We start from the raw sequence: 20,574 nt of genomic DNA on the forward strand, positions 1-20,574 counted from the left end.
CTGCCTCCGCCGGACGGCGCCAGCCGTACCAGAGCTACATCCCGTCGATGCGCCCCCCGGAGGAGTACCCCGGACGCTCGGCCACGCCGATCTACGACGCCCTGTACGCGGAGTACCGCCGGTCCTTCAGGACGCTGCCCGGCGATCGCAGCGGCGAGGAGGACCTGGGTTTCTCGGCGTTCGGCACGGGGTCCTACGGCACGCGGCACCACACCCCGTACTACTCGACGGGCCAGCACCACTACGCACAGACGAACGGGCGGCACCCCGGCCAGGGAGGTCACTCCCCGGCCGCGCTGCCGCCCGCACCGCGCCGCGAACACTGAGAGCCTGTCTTCGAGGCTCCCAGGCGCGGCTACTTCTTGCGCCCGCGCTTCTCCCGGACCCGCACGGAAATGTGGATCGGCGTCCCCTCGAACCCGAACTCCTCGCGCAGACGCCGCTCCACGAAGCGCCGGTAGCCGTGCTCGATGAACCCGGAGGAGAAGAGCACGAACCGCGGCGGCTTGGTGCCGGCCTGCGTACCGAAGAGGATGCGGGGCTGCTTGCCGCCGCGGATCGGGTGCGGGTGGGCGGCGACGAGCTCACCGAGGAACGCGTTCAGCCGGCCCGTGGGGACGCGGGTCTCCCAGCCGGCGAGCGCGGTCTCGATCGCCGGGACCAGCTTCTCCATGTGGCGGCCGGTGCGGGCCGACACGTTCACCCGCGGCGCCCACGCGACCTGCGCGAGCTCGGTCTCGATCTCGCGCTCCAGGTAGTAGCGGCGCTCCTCGTCGAGGGTGTCCCACTTGTTGAACGCGAGGACGATCGCGCGGCCCGCCTCGACCGCGCTCGTCACGATCCGCTGGTCCTGCACGGAGATCGTCTCGGAGGAGTCGATCAGGATGACCGCGACCTCCGCCTTCTCGACGGCGGCTGCCGTCCGCAGCGAGGCGTAGTAGTCGGCGCCCTGCTGGAGGTGGACGCGCTTGCGGATGCCCGCCGTGTCGACGAACTTCCAGGTGACGCCGCCGAGCTCGATGAGTTCGTCGACCGGGTCGCGGGTGGTGCCCGCCAGCTCGTTGACGACGACGCGGTCCTCGTCGGCCACCTTGTTCAGGAGCGAGGACTTGCCGACGTTCGGACGGCCGATCAGAGCGATCCGGCGCGGGCCGCCGACCGCCGTGCCGAAGGTCTGCGGGGGCGCCTCGGGCAGCGCCGCGATGACCGCGTCCAGCATGTCGCCGGTGCCGCGGCCGTGCAGCGAGGAGACCGGGTGCGGCTCGCCGATGCCGAGGGACCACAGGGCGGTGGCGTCGGCCTCGCCGCTCGGGCCGTCGACCTTGTTGGCGCAGAGCACCACGGGCTTGCCGGCCTTGCGCAGGAGCCGGACGACGGCGGCGTCGGTGTCGGTGACGCCGACCGTGGAGTCCACGACGAAGACGACCGCGTCGGCGGTCTCGATCGCGTACTCGGCCTGCGCGGCGACCGACGCGTCGATGCCGAGCACGTCCTGCTCCCAGCCGCCGGTGTCGACGATCTTGAAGCGGCGGCCCGCCCACTCGGCCTCGTAGGTGACGCGGTCGCGGGTGACGCCCGGCTTGTCCTCGACGACGGCCTCGCGCCGGCCGATGATGCGGTTCACCAGGGTCGACTTGCCGACGTTCGGGCGGCCGACGACGGCGAGGACGGGCAGCGGGCCGTGGCCCGCCTCCTCGATCGCGCCCTCGACGTCCTCGATGTCGAAGCCCTCTACAGCGGCGAGCTCCATGAACTCTGCGTACTCGGCGGCATCGACCTCGCCGAGCGCCCCGTGCTCATGCTCCGGGGAGCCCTCGGGCTGGATCTGGTCGTTCATGAAGTCCGTACCTCGTCGTTCATTCGTGGTGGTCGGTGGAGCGCCGTGTCGTGTACCGCGGTCCACTACTGAAAGTCTCGCTCAGCGCCCGGTCAGGCGCCTGGCGTTGTCCAGGTGCGCGGTGAGCCGCCCCTGGATGCGTACGGTCGCCGCGTCGAGCGCCGTGCGCGTACGCCGTCCGCTGCCGTCGCCCGCCTCGAACGGGTCGCCGAAGACGACGTCGACCCGGCTGCGCAGCGGAGGCAGCCTCTTTATCAACCGTCCGTGCTTCTCCGTGCTTCCCAGTACGGCGACCGGGACGATCGGCGCGCCGCTGCGCACCGCGAAGTAGGCGAGCCCGGCCCGCAGCGAAGCGAAGTCGCCCTCGCCGCGCGTGCCCTCGGGAAAGATGCCGAGCACTCCCCCGGCGGTGAGGACGTCGAGCGCCCGGGTGACAGCCGTCCGGTCCGCGACGGACCGGTCGACCTTCAGTTGCCCGATGCCTTCGAGGAAGGTGCCGAGCGGCCCGATGAACGCCTCCTGCTTGATCAGGAAGTGCGTCGGGCGCGGGGCGACCCCCATGACCATGGGGCCGTCCACGTTGTGCGAGTGGTTCACGGCGAAGATGACCGGGCCGCTCGCGGGGACCCGCCACGAGCCGAGGACGCGCGGCTTCCAGAGCCCGTACATCAGGCCGACGCCGATGCGCCGCCCGATCTCCGCCCCGCGCTCCGACGGGCTCGCTTGACTCACGGGGAGACCCGCTTCTCCTCGACGAGGGTGACGACGCACTCGATGACCTGCTGGAGCGTGAGGTCGGTGGTGTCCACCTCGACGGCGTCGCCTGCCTTGGCCAGCGGCGACGTCTTACGGCTTGAGTCGGCCGCGTCGCGCTTGATCAGGGCCTCCTGCGTGGCCTTGACGTCGGCGCCCTTCAGCTCGCCGGAGCGGCGGGCGGCGCGGGCCTCGGGCGAGGCGGTGAGGAAGATCTTCAGGTCGGCGTCGGGGAGCACGGTCGTACCGATGTCGCGGCCCTCGACGACGATGCCCCTGCCGTCCGCCGCGGCCGAGGCCGCGATGGAGCGCTGCAGCTCGGTGATGCGGGTGCGCACCTCGGGGACCGCGCTGACGGCGCTGACCTTGGAGGTGACGTCACTGGTGCGGATGGGGCCCGCGACATCCGTGCCGTCGACGGTGATGGTGGGCGCGGCCGGGTCGGTGCCGGAGATGATCTCGGCCTTGCCCGCGACGGCCGCGACGGCGGTCGGGTCGCTCAGGTCGATCCCGTTGTTCACCATCCACCAGGTGATCGCGCGGTACTGGGCGCCGGTGTCGAGGTAGCTCAGGCCGAGCTTGGCGGCGACGGCCTTCGAGGTGCTCGACTTGCCCGTGCCGGAGGGTCCGTCGATGGCGACGATCACGGCTGCCGGGGCGGCGGTTTCCACGGTGACGGACACCTTTCTGAGTGCACGGGGCAGGAGCGCGGGACGCGAGAGCGCCCCGCACAAGGTTACTGGCTCCCGCAGGCGCCTCTTACTGCCGCATGGACCAGCCGCGCTCGCGCAGCGCCGCCGCCAGCCTGGGGGCCGCCGCGGGCTGCACCATGAGCTGAACGAAACCGGCCTGCTGACCGGTCGCGTGCTCGATGCGGACGTCCTCGACGTTGACGCCGGCGGCGCCCGCGTCGGCGAAGATGCGGGCCAGCTCGCCGGGCTGGTCGGAGATGAGGACGGCGACGATCTCGTACGCCGCCGGGGCTGCCCCGTGCTTGCCGGGGACCCGGCTCTGTCCCGCGTTGCCCCGGCGCAGCATCGTCTCGACGCCGCCGGCGCCCTCGCGTCGCTTGGCGTCGTCGCTCGACTGCAGGGAGCGCAGCGCCCGGACCGTCTCGTCGAGGTCGGCGGAGACCGCCGAGAGCAGGTCGGCGACGGGTCCGGGGTTCGCGGAGAGGATGTCGATCCACATGCCCGGCTCCGAGGCCGCGATCCGGGTCACGTCCCTGATGCCCTGTCCGCAGAGCCGTACGGCGCTCTCCTCGGCGTCCTCCAGGCGGGCCGCGACCATGCTGGAGACCAGGTGGGGCATGTGCGAGACGAGGGCGACGGCCCGGTCGTGGGCGTCGGCGTCCATCACGACGGGCACGGCGCGGCACAGGGCGACCAGTTCGAGGGCGACGTTCAGGACCTCGGTGTCGGTGGCGGGGGTCGGGGTCAGCACCCAGGGCCGGCCCTCGAAGAGGTCGGCGGTGGCGGCGAGCGGGCCGCTGCGCTCCCGGCCGCTCATCGGGTGCGTGCCGATGTACGTGGTGAGGTCGAGGCCGAGCGCTTCGAGTTCGCGGCGCGGGCCGCCCTTGACGCTGGCGACGTCGAGGTAGGCGCGGGCGGCGCCGTCGCGCATGGCGCCCGCCAGGGTCGCGGCCACGTGGGCCGGCGGCACCGCGACGACGCACAGGTCGACGGTGCCCTGCGGCGCCTCGTCGGTCCCGGCGCCGAGCGCGGCGGCGGTGCGGGCCTGCGCCGTGTCGTGGTCGGCGAGGTGCACGGTGACGCCGCGCGAGGCGAGGGCCAGGGCGGCGGAGGTGCCGATGAGGCCGGTGCCGATGACGAGTGCGGTTCTCACTGGGCGATGTCCTTGCGCAGGGCGGCCGCCGCACCGAGGTAGACGTGGGTGACCTCGGACCGTGGCAGCTCGGTCTCGATGTGCGCGAGGACGCGGACGACCCGCGGCATGGCGCCGGCGATGTCCAGTTCCTGTGCGCAGATCAGGGGGACGTCGACGATGCCGAGCTTGCGGGCGGCGGCCGCCGGGAAGTCGGAGTGCAGGTCGGGCGTGGCCGTGAACCAGATGGAGATCAGGTCGTCGCGGCTGAGCCCGTTCCGGTCGAGGACGGCGGTGAGCAGATCGCTGACCTGCTCGTCCATGTGCCCCGCCTCGTCACGTTCGAGTTGCACGGCGCCCCGGACCGCTCGTACCGCCACGGCGTCACTCCTTGATCATGTTCATGCGTCTGCCATGGTCCAGCCTAGTTGGGGCGCCGGGCGGGGAGGCGCGGCGCCCGTCTGTCGAGACGCGCCCCAATGTCGCGCGGGTCACACCCTGTCGCCACTCGACCGGAGCTGCTTGCATGGAGGGCGGCACCGTGCCGCCTCGGGGGAGGCTCGTCATGAAGCGCTCAGGACCCCTCTACACGCTCTTCGCCGGTCTGGCCCTGGCGGTGTTCATGCTGGTGCTCAACGCGACGACGGGCGAGGACGGGGCGTCGTACGCGGGCGCTCCCGCCGCCACACGGACCGCCTCACCGTCGCCCGCGCCGACCTCGCCGACGGCGAGCCCGAGCCCCGGCCGGAGCGCGAGCCCGTCGAAGGCGGCCCGGGCGAGGACCAGCTACGCGGGGCGTACCGACGACGACAGCGCGGCCGTCTCCGTCTCCGTACGCGGTGGCCGTGGCGGCAAGGCGATCGCCTACTTCTGCGACGGCCGATCCAAGGAGTCCTGGCTGAAGGGGAACGTCGGGGACGACGGCTCGATGAAGCTGAGCGGCCGCCACGGCGCCTCGCTCGACGGCACCCTCGCGGGTGACCGGATCCGCGGCACCGTGCGGATCGAGGGCCGCTCGTACGGCTTCACCGCGAAGAAGGCGGTCAAGCCGTCCGGCCTGTACCGCGCGACCACCGAGGTGCGCGGCGCGAAGGTGGACGGCGGCTGGATCGTGCTGCCCGACGGCCGTCAGGTCGGCATCGTGCGACGGGACGACAAACCGTCCGCGGCGCCCCCGATCGACCCGGAGAGCGGCGCCGTCACCGTCGACGGCGAGCAGCTGACCGCGCGCCCCGTCGTCCCCTGACCGTCCGCCGCCCCTGTTGGTCCCGCCGACCGTCCGACTTCGCGAGGGGGAGCCCATGACCATCGATCCGAACGCCGCGACCCAGAGTTTCCCGGGCCCGGACCCCGGTCACCGCCGCCCGCACCCGGCTCGCTATCTGCTGCCCGCCGCCGTCGCGGCCGTGGTGGCCGTGGCGCTCGGTGCGTACGGCAAGGTCCACGACCCCGGCGGCACGGCCTTCAACCTGGCCGGGTTCTCCAGCACCAGCGCGGTGAAGTCCTGGCTGTCGACGGTGGCGTTCGCCTTCGTACTGGTGCAGGTCGTCTCGGCGTTCATGGTCTACGGGAAGCTGCACGGCCCCTCGTGGGCGCCCGCCCTGCACCGCTGGTCGGGCCGGATCGCGTTCCTGGTGGCGGTGCCGGTCGCGGTCCACTGTCTCTACGCGCTCGGCTACCAGACGTACTCGACCCGCGTCATGTGGCACTCGTTCCTCGGCTGCTTCTTCTTCGGCGCGTTCAGCGCCAAGATGCTGCTGCTGCGTGTGGAGCGGCTGCCCGGCTGGCTGCTGCCGGTGGTGGGCGGGCTGACGTTCGCGGTCCTCACGCTGCTGTGGCTGACGTCGGCGCTGTGGTTCTTCCGCACGGTGGGGGTGACGACGTGAGGCGGGTGGCGGCCCGGCGCAGCGTGCTCGTCGCGGGCGCGGCGGTGCTCGCGGCGGGGTGCAGCAAGTACGGCGACGAGGGCGGCGGGGGCGGCGATGCCCCGGCGCCCTCCCCCACCGCCCCGGGTACGACGAGCGCGCCCGCCGGCCCGGCCTCCGGGTCCGCCTCCCGGCAGCCGCCCGCGGCGGACGAGCTGGCGAAGACGTCCGACATCCCGGTGGGCGGCGGCAAGGTCTTCGCCGACAAGAAGGTCGTGGTGACCCAGCCCGTCCAGGGCGACTTCAAGGCGTTCTCCGCGGTCTGTACGCATCAGGGCTGCGCGGTCGAGGAGGTGTCGGGCGGCACGATCAACTGCCCGTGCCACGGCTCGAAGTACCGGGTCGCGGACGGCTCGGTGGCGGGCGGTCCCGCGCCGCGCCCGCTGCCGCCCCAGAAGATCACGGTCACCGGAAAATCGATCTCGCTCGGCTGAGGCCACGCCGTACGCTCCGGGCATGGACCCGCGACATCCGCCCCACCCGCGACCGGCCGAGCTGGTGCGGGACCACACGGTCTACGCCTGCGTCATGGGCTCGCGCGCCTTCGGCCTGGCCACGGAGGCGAGCGACACGGACCGGCGCGGCGTGTACCTGGCGCCGACCCCGCTGTACTGGCGGTTCGAGAAGCCGCCGGCCCACGTCGAGGGCCCGGCGCCGGAACAGTTCTCCTGGGAGCTGGAGCGCTTCTGCGAACTGGCGCTGCGCGCCAACCCGAACGTCCTGGAGTGCCTGCACTCCCCGCTCGTCGAGCACACCACGCCCACGGGGCGCGAACTGCTCGCCCTGCGCGGCGCGTTCCTCTCCCGCCGGGCCCACGCCACGTTCGCGCGCTACGCGGCGGGCCAGCGCAGGAAGCTGGAGGCCGATGTCCGCACCCACGGCGCCCCGCGCTGGAAGCACGCGATGCACCTGCTGCGCCTGCTGGTCTCCTGCCGCGATCTGCTGCGCACCGGCGAGCTGACGATCGACGTCGGCGAGGAGCGCGAGGCGCTGCTCGCGGTGGAGCGCGGCGAGGTGGCGTGGCCGGAGATCGACCGCCGGATGACCCGGCTGGCGGCCGAGGCGGACGAGGCGGCGGCGCACACCCCGCTCCCGGCGGAACCGGACCGGGCCCGGATCGAGGAGTTCCTGGTCCGCACCCGCCGCGCCTCGGCCCTCGCGGCGGCCGGTTAGAGCACCGGAACGCTGCCGGACCGCCTCAGGGGCGCCTCCGGAGCCCCGTCCCACTCAGCCCCGAGGGCGAGCAGTTCGTCGTGGTGCTCGATGCGCCGCACCCACTCCTTCGGCCAGGCGTCCGCCCCCAGGTGAGCGCCCGCGAAGGCGCCGGTCAGGGCCGCGATCGAGTCCGAGTCGCCGGAGGTGCAGGCGGCGCGGCGCAGCGCGAGCACCGGTTCGTCCACGAAGAGCAGGAAGCACGCCAGGGCGGTGGCGAGCGCCTCCTCGGCGATCCAGCCCGCGCCGGTGGCGAGGCAGGGGTCGGTCTCCGGGGAGGGGGCGGCCAGTGCGGTGCGCAGCCGGTCGAGCACGCCGAGGCACTCGTCCCAGCCGGCCGCGATGAACGTCTCGGGGGACGCCGCCCCGCCCCGCGTCCACAGGTCGCCGAGCCACCGCTCGTGGTACGTCTCGCGGTTCTCGTACGCGTACGAGCGCAGGAGGCCCACGAGCCCGGTGGGTTCGGCGCCCTGGGCGAGGAGGCGTACGGCGTGCGCGGTGAGGTCGGACGCGGCCAGCGCCGTGGGGTGACCGTGGGTCAGTCCGGCCTGCAACTGGGCGGCGCCCGCCCGCTGTTCGCCGCTCAGCCCCGGCAGGAGTCCGAGCGGGGTGACCCGCATGTTGGCGCCGCACCCCTTGGAGTGCGGCTGGCTGGCGTCCTGCCAGGCCAGGTCCCCGGCCGTGAGTCGGTCGCAGGCGCTCAGGCAGGTGTTGCCGGGCGCGCGGTTGTTCTCCGGCGACCGGTACCAGTCGACGAACTCCGCGCGCAGCGGCGGCTCGAAGAGCTCTGGCCCGAGCGGCCCCCGTCCGGTGGCGGTGCGCAGGCCCCGGGCGACGGCGAGCGCCATCTGGGTGTCGTCGGTGATGTACGCGACCGGGCCGGGCAGCTCCATCTCGCGCCAGGGCCCGCACTTGGCCAGGATCGCCGGTACGTCGTTGAACTCGGTCGGGAACCCGAGCGCGTCCCCGAGGGCGAGCCCGAGCAGCGATCCGGTGGCCGGGTGGTCGGTCCTCGGGGTCATCGGCGGGGTCCTTCCGTGGTGTCGGGCGTGGGCTTGAGCAGCGGCGGCAGCAGGGCGATGGCGCCGCCGGCCCGGTACAGGGCGGCGGGTTTGCCGCGGCCGCCGGTGAGCCGGGAGGCGCCGGGGATCTGTGCGACGAAGCCGGGGGTGGCGAGCACCTTGCGCCGGAAGTTCGCCGGGTCGAGCTCGGTCCCCCACACGACCTCGTAGACCTGGCGCAGCTCGCCGAGCGTGAACTCGGGCGGGCAGAACGCCGTGGCCAGGCAGGTGTACTCGAGCTTGCCGCCGATCCGCCGGTGGGCGTCGGCGAGGATCTCGGCGTGGTCGAAGGCGAGCGGCCCGTACGCGCCACGGGCGCCGGGCTCGTACGGCAGCCAGGCGGCGCGGGCGGCGTCCCCGCCCCCGCGGGCCTGCGGGGCGTCCGGCACGAGCGCGGCGAAGGCGACGGAGACGACCCGCATCCGGGGGTCGCGGTCCGGTTCGCTGTAGGTGCGCAACTGCTCCAGGTGCAGCCCGGCCACCTCGCTCAGCCCGGTCTCCTCGGCGAGCTCGCGCCGTGCCGCGCTCTCCGCGGACTCGCCGGGCGCCAGGAATCCGCCGGGCAGCGCCCAGCGTCCCGCGTACGGGTCCTGGCCGCGCTGGACGAGCAGGATCTGCAGCCGGCCGTCCCGGAGTGTGAAGACGGCGAGGTCGACGGTGACGGCGAAGGGCTCATAGGCGTGTTTGTCGTAGCCGTGCATGCGGCAGCCCCCTCCCTTATTGGTCTAACTGACTTTAAAGGGAGGGGGCTGCCGCGGACAAGACCCGGGGCCGACCCGATGGGCCGGGTCCGCCGGGGTCCTGGGGGTCCTACAGATCGACTTCCTGCATCAGCATGCCGACCTCGGTGTTCGACAGGCGCCGCAGCCAGCCCGACTTCTGGTCGCCGAGCGTGATCGGCCCGAAGGCGACCCGGACCAGCTTGTCGACGGGGAAGCCGGCCTCGGCGAGCATGCGCCGCACGATGTGCTTGCGGCCCTCGTGCAGGGTGACCTCGACCAGGTAGTTCTTGCCGGTCTGCTCGACGACGCGGAAGTGGTCCGCCTTGGCGTACCCGTCCTCCAGCTGGATGCCGTCCTTCAGCTGCTTGCCCAGGTCGCGCGGGATCGGGCCGACGATGTGCGCGAGGTAGACCTTCTTCACGCCGTACTTGGGGTGGGTCAGCCGGTGCGCCAGCTCGCCGTGGTTGGTGAGCAGGATGACACCCTCGGTCTCGGTGTCGAGCCGCCCGACGTGGAACAGCCGCGTCTCACGGTTGTTCGTGTAGTCGCCGAGGCACTGCCGTCCTTCGTTGTCCTCCATGGTGGAGACGACGCCGGCCGGCTTGTTCAGGACGAAGAACTGGTACGACTGCGTGGCCACGGTCAGGCCGTCGACCTTGATGACGTCCTTGTCCGTGTCGACGCGCATGCCCTGCTCCACGACGATCTCGCCGTTGACCTCGACACGGGACTGCTCGACCAGCTCCTCACAGGCACGGCGCGAGCCGTATCCCGCACGGGCCAGCACCTTCTGCAGCCGCTCGCCCTCCTGCTCGGCGCCGGGGAAGGTCTTGGGCAGCTTGATCTCGGGCTTGCCCGCGTACCGGTCGCGGTTGCGCTCCTCGGCCCGCGTCTCGTACTCGCGGGAGCGCGCGGGGGCCGTCCGGCCGCCGGTGCGCTGGCCCTGCTTGGGGCCGCCCTTGGCGCCGCCCCGCGCCGAGGCGCCGCGGCCCGACTTCGGACCTTCCTGCGAGCCGCCGGGGCCGACGTCGTAACGCCGCTCCTCGGGACGCGGATTCTTGGGACGGCCGGCGCTCGCCTGCTTCTCGTCGCGGTCGTTGCCGGCGCCGCGGTAGTTGCCGCGACCGCCGCCGCCGCTGCTCCCGCCGCGCGGACCGCCGCCGCTTGCGCCGCGGGCGCCACCGCCGCTACCGCCGCGGCCGCCGCTGTTGCCACCACGGCTCCCGCCGTTGTTTCCGCTGCTGTTCCTGCCGCTGCTGTTTCGCATCAAAGATTCCGTCTAGTCGACTGTGCGCTCGTTGTACTCGGAACCCGGCGCATCGGGTGCGTCCGGGTCGAACGACGGAACCCCTTCCAGCGTCTCGGCCTCGATCGCGTCCGCCTCGGGGAGGAAGGGCGCGAGCTCCGGCAGCTCGTCCAGGCCGCGCAGGCCCATCCGCTCCAGAAAGTAGTTCGTCGTCCTGTACAGGATCGCACCTGTTTCGGGTTCCGCGCCCGCCTCCTCCACCAGCCCCCTCTGCAACAGGGTCCGCATGACCCCGTCACAGTTGACTCCGCGCACCGCGGAGACCCGGGACCGGCTGACCGGCTGGCGGTAGGCGACGACCGCCAGGGTCTCCAGCGCGGCCTGGGTGAGCCGGGCGACCTGCCCGTCGAGCACGAAGCCCTCGACGGCCTCGGTGTACTCGGGCCGCGTGGAGAACCGCCAGCCCCCGGCGACGCGCCGCAGCTCGAAGCCGCGCCCCTGGACGGTGTACTCGTCGGCCAGCTCCCGCAGCGCACCGGCGACGGCCCGCCGGGGCCGCTGGAGGATCTTGGCGAGATGCTCCTCGGTCGCGGGCTCGTCCACGACCATCAGGACGGCTTCGAGAGCCGGCTTGAGTGCGAGTTCGGCCACACCGCCGCTCCCGGCACTCTCGGTCTCCACGCTCACTCCGCGCCCTCCTTCTGCCGGCCTTCGTCATCAAAACCCCCGGGGGCCTCAGGGGCCACAGGCGCCTGGGGGACCTCGGGCGCCCGGTCGAACTCGTCGGTCACCACGGCCTCCGTCGCGCCGTCGCCCCCGGTCCAGCGCACGAGGAGCTCCCCGAGCGCGGTCTCCTGGTCCAGGGCGACGACCTTCTCCCGGTACAGCTCCAGCAGCGCCAGGAACCGCGCCACCACCGTCAGCGTGTCGTCGGTGTCGGCCACGAGGTCGCGAAAGTTCGCCTCGCCGAGCTCCCGGAGCCTCGCCACCACCAGAGCGGCCTGCTCCTGGACGCTGACCAGCGGGGCGTGGATGTGTTCGACGTACACCTGCGGCTTCGGCCTGGGCTGCATCGCCTTCACCGCCAGCCTGGCGAACCCCTCGGGGCCGATGCTGATGACGACGTCGGGCAGCAGCTCCGCGTGGTGCGGTTCGAGGCCCACGGTGCGCGGATGGCGCCGTGCCTCGTCGTCGAGCCGCCCGCTGAAGATGTCGGCGATGCGCTTGTACGCGCGGTACTGGAGCAGCCGCGCGAAGAGCAGGTCACGGGCTTCGAGGAGCGCGAGGTCGGCCTCGTCCTCCACCTCGGCGGTGGGCAGCAGCCGGGCGGCCTTCAGATCGAGCAGGGTCGCGGCGACGACGAGGAACTCGGTCGTCTGGTCGAGGTCCCAGTCCGGACCCATGGCGCGGATGTGCGCCATGAACTCGTCGGTGACCTTCGACAGCGCGACCTCGGTGACGTCGAGCTTGTGCTTCGAGATCAGCTGGAGCAGCAGGTCGAAAGGGCCCTCGAAGTTGGCGAGCCGCACCTTGAAGCGCCCGTCGTCGGCCTCGGGCTCCGCCGCGGTCCCGCTCTCCGGTACCGCCTCCGGCCCGGGCGCCGGCTCCGGCGCCGGCTCGGCGGCCGCCCCGCGGCCCAGCGCGCGCCGACGGGCGCCCCGGCCGGGTGGGAGGGAGGAATCGTTCACGCGCATCAGAGCCGGAGGCTACCCCGAGCGGAACTAGCGACCACGCAGCCGGCGTACGAGAATGCTCGCGTCCCCGCGGGACTCCAGATCGGCCAGGACCACGGCGACGGCCTCGCGGACGATGCGGCCCCGGTCGACGGCGAGTCCGTGCTCACCGCGGAGCACCAGCCGGGCGTGCTCGAGGTCCATCAGCTCCTCGGCGGAGACGTACACGGTGATCTTCTCGTCGTGTCGCTCGCGGCCGCTGGGGCGCCGGTTGGCGGCACGGGAGCGGCGGCGCGCGGCCGCGGTCGAGCCGCGCCCACCGCCGGAGCCGTCCTGTCCGCCGCCGGAAGCGCGTCCGGCCGGCTTCTCCCCGGCCTCGCCCGCGGCGGCCCGGCTGCGGGAGCCGGCCTCCGCGTCGGCCTCGGCGGCCGTGTGCTCGGCGGACGGCGCCGAGGCGGAGCCCTCCTCGGCGGGAGCCGCAGCGGCCGCCTCGTCGCTCTCACCGGCCGGCCCGGGGACCCGCGCCTCGCCGTTCGCCGGGCGCCGGGGCGACGACGACTGCAGCGCCATTCCCCCGGTCGTACGGAACAGTTCGTCGGCCCCCGGCAGACTCACTCGGCGTGACACCGGGCGAGCACCTCCCTGGCGAGCTGACGGTAGGCGGCGGCACCGACCGAGTTCGACGCGTACGTGGTGATCGGCTCACCGGCGACCGTGGTCTCCGGGAAGCGGACCGTGCGCCCGATGACCGTGTGGTAGACGTGATCGTCGAAGGCCTCGACCACGCGGGCCAGGACCTCACGGCTGTGCACCGTGCGGGAGTCGTACATCGTGGCGAGGATGCCGTCGAGTTCGAGCTCCGGGTTGAGGCGCTCCTGGACCTTCTCGATGGTCTCGGTCAGCAGGGCCACGCCGCGCAGCGCGAAGAACTCGCACTCCAGCGGCACTATGACCTTGTGAGCGGCCGTCAGCGCGTTCACCGTGAGCAGGCCGAGCGAGGGCTGACAGTCGATCACGATGTAGTCGTAGTCGGCCATCAGCGGCTTCAGCGCCCGCTGCAGCGTGGACTCGCGCGCGACCTCGCTGACCAACTGCACCTCGGCAGCGGACAGGTCGATGTTGCTCGGCAGCAGGTCCATGTTGGGAACGGCGGTCTTGAGAAGGACCTCGTCCGCGGACATCCCCCGCTCCATGAGCAGGTTGTAGACCGTGAGATCGAGCTCCATCGGGTTCACACCCAGGCCCACCGAGAGGGCGCCCTGCGGGTCGAAGTCGACGAGCAGGACCCGGCGGCCGTACTCGGCGAGCGCGGCACCCAGGTTGATGGTCGACGTGGTCTTGCCCACGCCGCCCTTCTGGTTGCACATCGCGATGATCTTCGCCGGGCCGTGGTCGGTCAGCGGTCCTGGAATCGGGAAGTACGGCAGCGTACGCCCGGTGGGACCGACGCGCTCACGGCGCTGACGGGCAGCGTCCGGGGCAAGCGTGGCCGCGTACTCGGGGTCCGGCTCGTACTCGGCGTCGGGGTCGTAGAAGTGCCCCTCGGGGGACAGTTCCTCGTAGTCGGCGAAGCGGCTGTGTGTGTCGCCGCTTCGGTCGCCGGCCATGGCGTTCACGTGATGGCCATCCATGCTCTGGTGTGCTGTCTGCGTCGGCTTCTGCTGGGGGCTGCTCTGGGAGCCGCTCTGGTGGGCCGCGAAGGTACGCACAGCTACGGAGCCGACAGCTTGAAGCCCCGCGGGTCCCTGTCCGCCTGGCCGGCCACCTCCGGGAGTAAATGTCGACTCATTCACAAGTCGTCTTACCTCCTTGGATGTGGCCAGGAACATTTATCGATAGGTCAGCGTGGCACCATGCCGACGGTTGGCGACTCTATGGCGTGTCACCGCTCCGCAGCAACACAATCCGCCGGACCCGGCTCGATGTGTCGGCAAATCAACACCGTCATGTCAAGGGCGTGGGACGGTTCTTCAGGGTGTTTCACGGGGGCGCGAATCGGCTAAAGGGTTACGTTCAAGGCGAGTTGACTATGTCCGTACCCATGCGCGTACGGCCGGACCTCGGCAAGGTCCGGCCGTGAGCGTGAGATTGACGACTTCTGTTGACGCCGTCGCCTGCGGACTCAGCCGAGCAGCGTCTCCAGCTCGACGTGGTCCAGGCCGTGCGCCTGCGCGACCTCCTTGTAAACCACCTTGCCGTCATGGGTGTTGAGGCCCAGGGCGAGCGCGGGGTCACGGCGCAGCGCCTCGGCCCAGCCGCGGTTGGCCAGCTCCACGATGTACGGGAGCGTGGCGTTGGTCAGCGCGTACGTCGACGTGTTGGGCACGGCGCCGGGCATGTTGGCCACGCAGTAGAAGACCGAGTTGTGGACCGGGAAGGTCGGCTCGGCGTGCGTGGTGGGGTGCGAGTCCTCGAAGCAGCCGCCCTGGTCGATCGCGATGTCGACAAGGACACTTCCCGGCTTCATCCGCGAGACGAGCTCGTTGGTGACGAGCTTCGGGGCCTTGGCGCCGGGGATCAGCACGGCGCCGATCACGAGGTCGGCCTCCAGGCAGGCCTTCTCCAGCTCGAAGGCGTTGGAGACGACGGTCTGGATCTTCGTGCCGAAGACCTTGTCGGCTTCCTTGAGCTTGTTGATGTCCTTGTCGAGCAGGGTGACGTGGAAGCCCATGCCGATGGCGATCTGCGCGGCGTTCCAGCCGGAGACGCCACCGCCGATGACGACGGCCTTGCCGGCCAGGACGCCGGGGACACCGCCGGGCAGCACGCCGCGACCACCGTTGGCGGCCATCAGGTGGTAGGCGCCGACCTGCGGGGCGAGGCGGCCCGCGACCTCGGACATCGGGGCGAGGAGCGGCAGCGCGCGATTGGCGGTCTCGACCGTCTCGTACGCGATGGCGGTCGTGCCGGATTCCAGGAGCGCGTCCGTGCACTCCTTGGAGGCCGCGAGGTGCAGGTAGGTGAAGAGCGTCTGGTCCTTGCGGAGGCGGTGGTACTCCTCCGCGATCGGCTCCTTGACCTTCAGGAGCAGGTCGGCGGTGGCCCACACCTCGTCCGCGGTACCGAGGATCCGGGCGCCCGCGGCGACGTACTCCGTGTCCGGGATCGAGGAGCCCACACCGGCGTTCTGCTCGACGAAGACCTGGTGGCCGTGGCGCACCAGCTCATGCACGCCGGCCGGGGTGATGGCCACCCGGAACTCGTTGTTCTTGACCTCGCGGGGGATGCCGACCTTCATCGTCGATCACGGTCCTTGGCTCAGGGGATGTACCGGGCAATGCACTGCATACCAGTGCGCCGAAGGACACACCGGGAGACGCCACGGAAGTACGCAGCGGAGCCAGTCTAATGAAGGTTTTCTAGCTGTCTAGCCTTTCGATACATCAATCTTCTGCGGATGCACTACGGATTTCGTAGGTGTTAGTGGCTTGTTCCGAAGGGTTTGCTTCCGGAGCGGCCCTGCCGGGCCCGCCGGCGGCCTCCTCTCCCAGCATGCGCTCGGCCGCACTGCGGTGCAGCCTGGCCGCGACGGGGTCACCGAGCCGCTCCAGGGTGTCCGCGAGCCGCAGCTGGAGCGCCGCCTGCAACCGGAGGTCCCTGGCCTGCCGCGCCCACTCGACCGCCTCCTGGCAGGTGCGCAGCGACTCCTCCGGCCTCCCGGCGTACTCCTGCACCCGGGCCAGCTCGCTGAGCGCCCTCGCCTGGGCGGGGACGTCGCCCTCCTTGCGGTACCCGGCGACGGCCGAGCGCCAGCCCCGCAGCGCCTCGCCGTACCGGCCGGCGTACGTGTGGACGGAGGCGATCCGCCCGTGGAGGCGCGCGGCGTCGGTCCGCTCGCCCCGGGTGAGCCGCTGGGCGAGGGCCCGGCCGTACCAGTCGGCGGCCCGCTGCCAGTCCCCGAGCTCCTGGTGGGCGGCGCCTACGGATTCCATCGCGCGGCCGGTCGCGTACGGGTCCTGCGCGGCCCGCCCGGCGTCCAGCGCGGCCCGGTAGCGGGCCAGGGCCTCGCGCGTCCGCCCGGTCTCGGCGTCGAGGTCGGCGAGGTTGAGCAGTGCGGCGGCCTTCTCCCTCGGAAGGTCCCGGCGCTCGGCGACGTCGAGGACGAGACGGTGGATCCCGTACAGCTCGGGCGCGGCGGCCGCGGTCCCCCGGTGCGCGATCAGGGCCCGCGCCAGCGCGGCCATCAACCGCCTGGCCAGCGTGTCCAGATCCCCGTCCGCGACGGCCAGCCGGGCCGCGGCGAGCAGCGCGGGCTGCCGTACCCGCAGCCACTCGGCGGCGGCCGCCCGGTCCGCGAACCGCAGGGCGCTGGGCAGCCCGGCGAGCTTCTTGCGGGCCGGCGTCCCGTCGGGCTCGGTGACCGCGCGGCAGGAGGTCAGGAGCCGGACGGTCCGCTCCAGCATCCGGGCGCGGGCCAGCTGCACCTCGGCGGGCCGGTCGAGGGAGTCGGTGAGTCCGCGCAGCAGCGGCATCAGACAGCCGGGCACCTCGTACTGCGGCAGCCGCGAGTCGACGGCGCGGACCAGGCCGAGGGCGACGAAGTCGTCGAGCGTGGTGCGGGCGGCGGAGACGGAGCAGCCGGCGAGCGCGGACGCGGTGTGCGGGTCGACGTAGCCCTCGGGCGCCAGCGACAGGTAGCGCAGTATCCGCGCGGCGGGCCCGGGCAGGGACGCGTAGGAGTGCCGGAAGGCCCGGGCCAGGGCGGAACCCTCTCCGTCCAGCGTGTGCAGTTGCCTGGCCAGGTCGGCCACGGACTCCTTGGGGCGCGTGGCGAGCCAGCCGCCGGCGATCTCCAGGGCGGCGGGTTCGGCGCCGCAGAGTTCGACCAGCGATTCCGCGGAGCGCGGGTCGCAGGTGATCCGGACGGATCCGGTGTGCCGGGTCAGGAACTCCAGCGCGGACTTGGTGTCGAGCCCGCCGAGCGTGCAGGGCCGTACGTCGGGGATCCCGGTGAGCGGCCCTTCGGCGACGGCCACGACCAGGCAGTCCGGGGTGTCGGGGAGCAGCGGGTCGACGTGCTCGGCGTCGCCCGCGTCGTCGAGGAGCAGCACGACCCGGCGCGTGGCCAGGCCCTCGCGCAGGCGTTCGGTCAGGTCGTCGGCCGACTCGCCGGGCGGCGCGGGCAGTTCGAGCGCGTTCAGCAGGTCACGGGCGACGCGCCCGGTCGGTACCGGGGTGCCGCCGGGGGCGGTGAGTCTGGCGCGCAGCGCACCGTCCGGGTACCGGTCGGCGACCTGGTGGAGCAGCTCCTCGGCGAGGGCGGTGCGGCCGGTGCCGGGCCGGCCCGCGATCAGCAGGACGCGGGCGCGGGGGGCCTTGCGGCCGGACAGGGTGTCGAGCCCGGCGCGCTCGATGTCGGACCGGAGCTCCTTCAACTCGCGCCTGCGCCCGAGGAACTGATGGCCGGTCACGGGTGGGGTGCGGCCGGGGCGACGCCCTGCGCGGGACGGCTCAGAGGGCGGTTCGACTACCGTCTCGTCGTCCGATTCGACCGCCTGATCCGTCACGGGCCACGCTCCGTCTCACCCATCCCCTCCGGGGGTCGGCAGGGGCGATTCCGAGCCTAGTTCAGGGGGCGCGGGTGACCTTGGCGGACGGCGCGCCGGAGTCCCCTGATCGGATCAGCGGATCGTCGCACAAGCGGCGGTACCGGCCCGCCTCCCTCCGGGGGGCGCGTCGCGGGGTGCGGGCCGGTGGGGGCTGCGGCGAAGCCGCATGCCTCAGGGGCGCGGGGAACTGCGCGCTCAGCCACGTCGGCGCCGCACCCGACGACAACGACGGGTCAGACCTCGAACGGCCGGGCCGGCCACTCCGCCTCTGCGGGACGCAACCCGTCGATCCCGTCTCCGCCGCCCGCGCGCGCCGCGGCCAGCGAGAGCACCCCCACCACCAGGCAGTTGTTGTGCAGGTCACCGCCGAGCACGCCGCGGACCAGCTCCGCCAGAGGCACCCGCGCCAGCTCCATGTCGGCCTCCTCGTCCTCCACCGCGAAGCGGTCCCCCTCCGCCTCGGAGAGGTCGCGCGCGAGGAAGATGCGGACGGCCTCGGAGCAGCCGCCCGGGGTGGTGTAGACATCGGTGAGCACGCGCCAGTCCTCGGCCTTGACGTGCGCCTCCTCGTACAGCTCGCGCTGCGCGGCGTGCAGCGGGTTCTCGCCGGGCACGTCGAGGAGACCGGCCGGGATCTCCCAGAGCTTCATGGAGACGGGGTGCCGGTACTGCTTCAGGACGAGGACCCGGTCCGCGTCGTCGAGGGCGAGGACGGCCACGGAGCCGGGGTGGACCTGGTAGTCGCGGCGGGCCACCGAACCGTCGGGCATGACGACGTCGTCCGTGCGCACCGAGGTCTTGTTCCCGACGAAGGGGGTCTCGGTCGCCCGGACCTCCCACTTCTCGGCGGTGTCCTTGATCGTCGTCATGTCGACACGTCCTCCCACACACAAAAGAAACCGGGGCACGTGCCGCATAAGGCACGCACCCCGGTAACCGTACATCGCTCAGGCGAGCGGCCTCACTTGGCCTTCTTGGCCCCAGCGGCGGCAGCCACCTTGCGCTCGACGGCGGCCTTCACCAGACCGGCGAAGAGCGGGTGCGGACGCGTCGGGCGCGAGCGCAGCTCCGGGTGCGCCTGGGTGGCGACCAGGTAGGGGTGGACCTCGCGCGGGTACTCGACGTACTCGACGAGCTTGCCGTCCGGGGAGGTGCCGGAGAACTGCAGGCCAGCCCTCTTCTCCAGCTCGGCGCGGTAGGCGTTGTTCACCTCGTAGCGGTGACGGTGGCGCTCCTCGACGTACTCCTTGCCGTCGTAGACCTCGCGCACGATCGAGCCCTCGGCGAGCTTCGCCGGGTACATGCCCAGCCGCATGGTGCCGCCCATGTCGCCCTCACCGGCGACGATGTCGAGCTGCTCGGCCATGGTGGAGATCACCGGGTGGCCGGTGGCCGCGTCGAACTCGGTGGAGTTGGCGTCGGGGATGTCGGCCAGGTTCCGCGCGGCCTCGATCACGATGCACTGGAGGCCGAGGCAGAGGCCGAGCAGCGGGATCTTGTTCTCGCGGGCGAACTGGATCGCGCCGACCTTGCCGGACACGCCGCGGTCGCCGAAGCCGCCGGGGATGCAGATGGCGTCGACGTCGCCGAGCTGCTTCTTGGCGTCGGCCGGGGTCTTGCAGTCGTCCGACGTGACCCACTTGATCTTGACGCGGGCCTTGTTGGCGAAGCCGCCGGCGCGCAGCGCCTCGGTCACCGACAGGTAGGCGTCGGGCAGGTCGATGTACTTGCCGACCAGGGCCATGACGATCTCGTGGTCGGGGTTGTGGACGCGGTCGAGCAGGTCGTCCCAGGTCGTCCACTCCACATCGCGGAAGGGCAGGTCCAGCTTGCGGACGACGTACGCGTCGAGGCCCTCGCTGTGCACGACCTTCGGGATGTCGTAGATCGAGGGGGCGTCGGGGCAGGCGATGACGGCGGTCTCGTCGACGTCGCACATCAGGCTGATCTTGCGCTTGATGGCGATCGGGACCTCGCGGTCGCAGCGCAGCACGATGGCGTCCGGCTGGATACCGATGCTGCGCAGGGCGGCCACCGAGTGCTGGGTCGGCTTGGTCTTCAGCTCGCCGGAGGGGCCGATGTAGGGCAGCAGCGAGATGTGCACCACGAACACGTTGTCCCGGCCGACCTCGTGGCGGACCTGGCGGACGGTCTCCAGGAACGGCAGCGACTCGATGTCACCGACCGTGCCGCCGACCTCGGTGATGACGACGTCGACCTCGTCGGTCGCCATCCGGCGGATGCGGTGCTTGATCTCGTTCGTGATGTGCGGGATGACCTGGACGGTGTCGCCCAGGTACTCGCCGCGCCGCTCCTTGGCGATGACCTGCGAGTACACCTGGCCGGTGGTGACGTTGGCCGAGCCGTCGAGGTCGACGTCGAGGAAGCGCTCGTAGTGGCCGATGTCCAGGTCGGTCTCGGCGCCGTCGTTGGTGACGAACACCTCGCCGTGCTGGAAGGGGTTCATCGTGCCGGGGTCGACGTTGAGGTACGGGTCGAGCTTCTGCATGACGACCCGGAGGCCCCGTGCCTTGAGCAGCATCCCGAGGCTGGAGGCGGTGAGGCCCTTGCCGAGGGAGGAGGCGACACCCCCGGTGACGAAGATGTGCTTGGTCGTCGTGGATTTGGGCGTCATGGCCAAGAGGGGGCTCCCGTGGTCGCGGTCTGGAGGGTGCGTACCGGCGTGCTCTCCGGACTTTCGGGGGGAGGCGCCGTCGCTGCGGTTCGGGGGTTCAGGGACCACCGGCTCACGGGCTACCAGGGTATCAGCGA

Annotated in this window: 21 protein-coding genes; 5 read left to right on the plus strand and 16 right to left on the minus strand. The window is 72.2% G+C overall.

The window, feature by feature from the left end:
* Positions 1 to 47: 47 nt before the first annotated feature.
* Positions 48 to 326 (plus strand): hypothetical protein, encoded by a 279-nt coding sequence (locus ACZ45E_RS28725; RefSeq protein ID WP_468225837.1) that lies wholly within the window; start codon positions 48 to 50, stop codon positions 324 to 326.
* A gap of 29 nt (positions 327 to 355) precedes the next feature.
* Here ACZ45E_RS28725 and der read toward each other — a convergent pair whose 3' ends face one another.
* The 5 genes from der to aroH all read right to left on the minus strand — a co-directional run bounded on the left by der (position 356) and on the right by aroH (position 4,794).
* Positions 356 to 1,837, minus strand: a complete 1,482-nt coding sequence (gene der / locus ACZ45E_RS28730; RefSeq protein WP_468225839.1) for a ribosome biogenesis GTPase Der — start codon at positions 1,835 to 1,837, stop codon at positions 356 to 358.
* Between the two features lie 81 nt (positions 1,838 to 1,918).
* On the minus strand, positions 1,919 to 2,608 hold the full coding sequence (locus ACZ45E_RS28735) for a lysophospholipid acyltransferase family protein (protein ID WP_468225841.1): 690 nt from the start codon (positions 2,606 to 2,608) through the stop codon (positions 1,919 to 1,921).
* Positions 2,566 to 3,261 (minus strand): (d)CMP kinase, encoded by a 696-nt coding sequence (gene cmk, locus ACZ45E_RS28740; protein ID WP_468225844.1) that lies wholly within the window; start codon positions 3,259 to 3,261, stop codon positions 2,566 to 2,568. Before cmk ends, ACZ45E_RS28735 begins: the two co-directional genes overlap by 43 nt.
* An 88-nt stretch (positions 3,262 to 3,349) precedes the next feature.
* Positions 3,350 to 4,435 carry a prephenate dehydrogenase gene (locus tag ACZ45E_RS28745; protein ID WP_468225846.1) on the minus strand — a complete coding sequence of 362 codons (1,086 nt, stop codon included), beginning with the start codon at positions 4,433 to 4,435 and terminating at the stop codon, positions 3,350 to 3,352.
* Positions 4,432 to 4,794, minus strand: a complete 363-nt coding sequence (gene aroH / locus ACZ45E_RS28750) for a chorismate mutase (protein WP_468225848.1) — start codon at positions 4,792 to 4,794, stop codon at positions 4,432 to 4,434. The genes ACZ45E_RS28745 and aroH overlap by 4 nt, the downstream gene beginning before the upstream one ends.
* Positions 4,795 to 4,979: 185 nt before the next feature.
* Here aroH and ACZ45E_RS28755 point away from each other — a divergent pair, with 185 nt between their 5' ends.
* From ACZ45E_RS28755 to ACZ45E_RS28770, 4 genes are read left to right on the plus strand one after another with little or no spacing between them, the layout of a single operon-like run.
* Positions 4,980 to 5,660, plus strand: a complete 681-nt coding sequence (locus ACZ45E_RS28755) for a hypothetical protein (RefSeq protein WP_468225850.1) — start codon at positions 4,980 to 4,982, stop codon at positions 5,658 to 5,660.
* A gap of 55 nt (positions 5,661 to 5,715) precedes the next feature.
* The gene (locus ACZ45E_RS28760; RefSeq protein ID WP_468225853.1) at positions 5,716 to 6,300 is read left to right on the plus strand and encodes a DUF6529 family protein; all 585 of its coding nucleotides are present in this window, start codon (positions 5,716 to 5,718) and stop codon (positions 6,298 to 6,300) included.
* Entirely contained in the window at positions 6,297 to 6,773 is a 477-nt protein-coding gene (locus tag ACZ45E_RS28765) for a Rieske (2Fe-2S) protein (RefSeq protein WP_468225855.1), read from the plus strand. Before ACZ45E_RS28760 ends, ACZ45E_RS28765 begins: the two co-directional genes overlap by 4 nt.
* Positions 6,774 to 6,795: 22 nt before the next feature.
* Complete coding sequence (locus ACZ45E_RS28770; RefSeq protein WP_468225857.1) at positions 6,796 to 7,512, plus strand: nucleotidyltransferase domain-containing protein; 717 nt, start codon at positions 6,796 to 6,798, stop codon at positions 7,510 to 7,512.
* Here ACZ45E_RS28770 and ACZ45E_RS28775 read toward each other — a convergent pair.
* From ACZ45E_RS28775 to ACZ45E_RS28825, 11 genes are all read right to left on the minus strand, one after another.
* Positions 7,509 to 8,573 carry an ADP-ribosylglycohydrolase family protein gene (locus ACZ45E_RS28775; RefSeq protein WP_468225859.1) on the minus strand — a complete coding sequence of 355 codons (1,065 nt, stop codon included), beginning with the start codon at positions 8,571 to 8,573 and terminating at the stop codon, positions 7,509 to 7,511. The two genes, ACZ45E_RS28770 and ACZ45E_RS28775, sit on opposite strands and share 4 nt — an antisense overlap.
* Positions 8,570 to 9,313, minus strand: coding sequence for an NUDIX hydrolase (locus tag ACZ45E_RS28780; protein WP_468225862.1), 744 nt, complete (start codon positions 9,311 to 9,313; stop codon positions 8,570 to 8,572). Before ACZ45E_RS28780 ends, ACZ45E_RS28775 begins: the two co-directional genes overlap by 4 nt.
* Positions 9,314 to 9,422: 109 nt before the next feature.
* Positions 9,423 to 10,601, minus strand: a complete 1,179-nt coding sequence (locus tag ACZ45E_RS28785) for a pseudouridine synthase (RefSeq protein ID WP_468225865.1) — start codon at positions 10,599 to 10,601, stop codon at positions 9,423 to 9,425.
* 12 nt (positions 10,602 to 10,613) lie between these two features.
* The gene (scpB, locus tag ACZ45E_RS28790) at positions 10,614 to 11,267 is read right to left on the minus strand and encodes an SMC-Scp complex subunit ScpB (protein WP_468225867.1); all 654 of its coding nucleotides are present in this window, start codon (positions 11,265 to 11,267) and stop codon (positions 10,614 to 10,616) included.
* On the minus strand, positions 11,264 to 12,274 hold the full coding sequence (locus tag ACZ45E_RS28795) for a segregation and condensation protein A (protein ID WP_468225869.1): 1,011 nt from the start codon (positions 12,272 to 12,274) through the stop codon (positions 11,264 to 11,266). Before ACZ45E_RS28795 ends, scpB begins: the two co-directional genes overlap by 4 nt.
* Positions 12,275 to 12,301: 27 nt before the next feature.
* Positions 12,302 to 12,880, minus strand: a complete 579-nt coding sequence (locus ACZ45E_RS28800) for a hypothetical protein (protein ID WP_468225872.1) — start codon at positions 12,878 to 12,880, stop codon at positions 12,302 to 12,304.
* On the minus strand, positions 12,865 to 14,046 hold the full coding sequence (locus ACZ45E_RS28805; RefSeq protein ID WP_468225875.1) for a ParA family protein: 1,182 nt from the start codon (positions 14,044 to 14,046) through the stop codon (positions 12,865 to 12,867). The genes ACZ45E_RS28800 and ACZ45E_RS28805 overlap by 16 nt, the downstream gene beginning before the upstream one ends.
* A gap of 329 nt (positions 14,047 to 14,375) precedes the next feature.
* Positions 14,376 to 15,491, minus strand: coding sequence for an alanine dehydrogenase (gene ald / locus ACZ45E_RS28810; protein WP_468225877.1), 1,116 nt, complete (start codon positions 15,489 to 15,491; stop codon positions 14,376 to 14,378).
* Between the two features lie 145 nt (positions 15,492 to 15,636).
* The gene (locus ACZ45E_RS28815; RefSeq protein ID WP_468225879.1) at positions 15,637 to 17,664 is read right to left on the minus strand and encodes a tetratricopeptide repeat protein; all 2,028 of its coding nucleotides are present in this window, start codon (positions 17,662 to 17,664) and stop codon (positions 15,637 to 15,639) included.
* Positions 17,665 to 18,035: 371 nt separating this feature from the next.
* Positions 18,036 to 18,671, minus strand: a complete 636-nt coding sequence (locus ACZ45E_RS28820) for an NUDIX domain-containing protein (RefSeq protein WP_468225882.1) — start codon at positions 18,669 to 18,671, stop codon at positions 18,036 to 18,038.
* Positions 18,672 to 18,763: 92 nt separating this feature from the next.
* Positions 18,764 to 20,437, minus strand: coding sequence for a CTP synthase (locus ACZ45E_RS28825; RefSeq protein ID WP_468225884.1), 1,674 nt, complete (start codon positions 20,435 to 20,437; stop codon positions 18,764 to 18,766).
* Between the last annotated feature and the right edge of the window lie 137 nt (positions 20,438 to 20,574).

This window comes from Streptomyces sp. NPDC030991 (assembly GCF_055571235.1).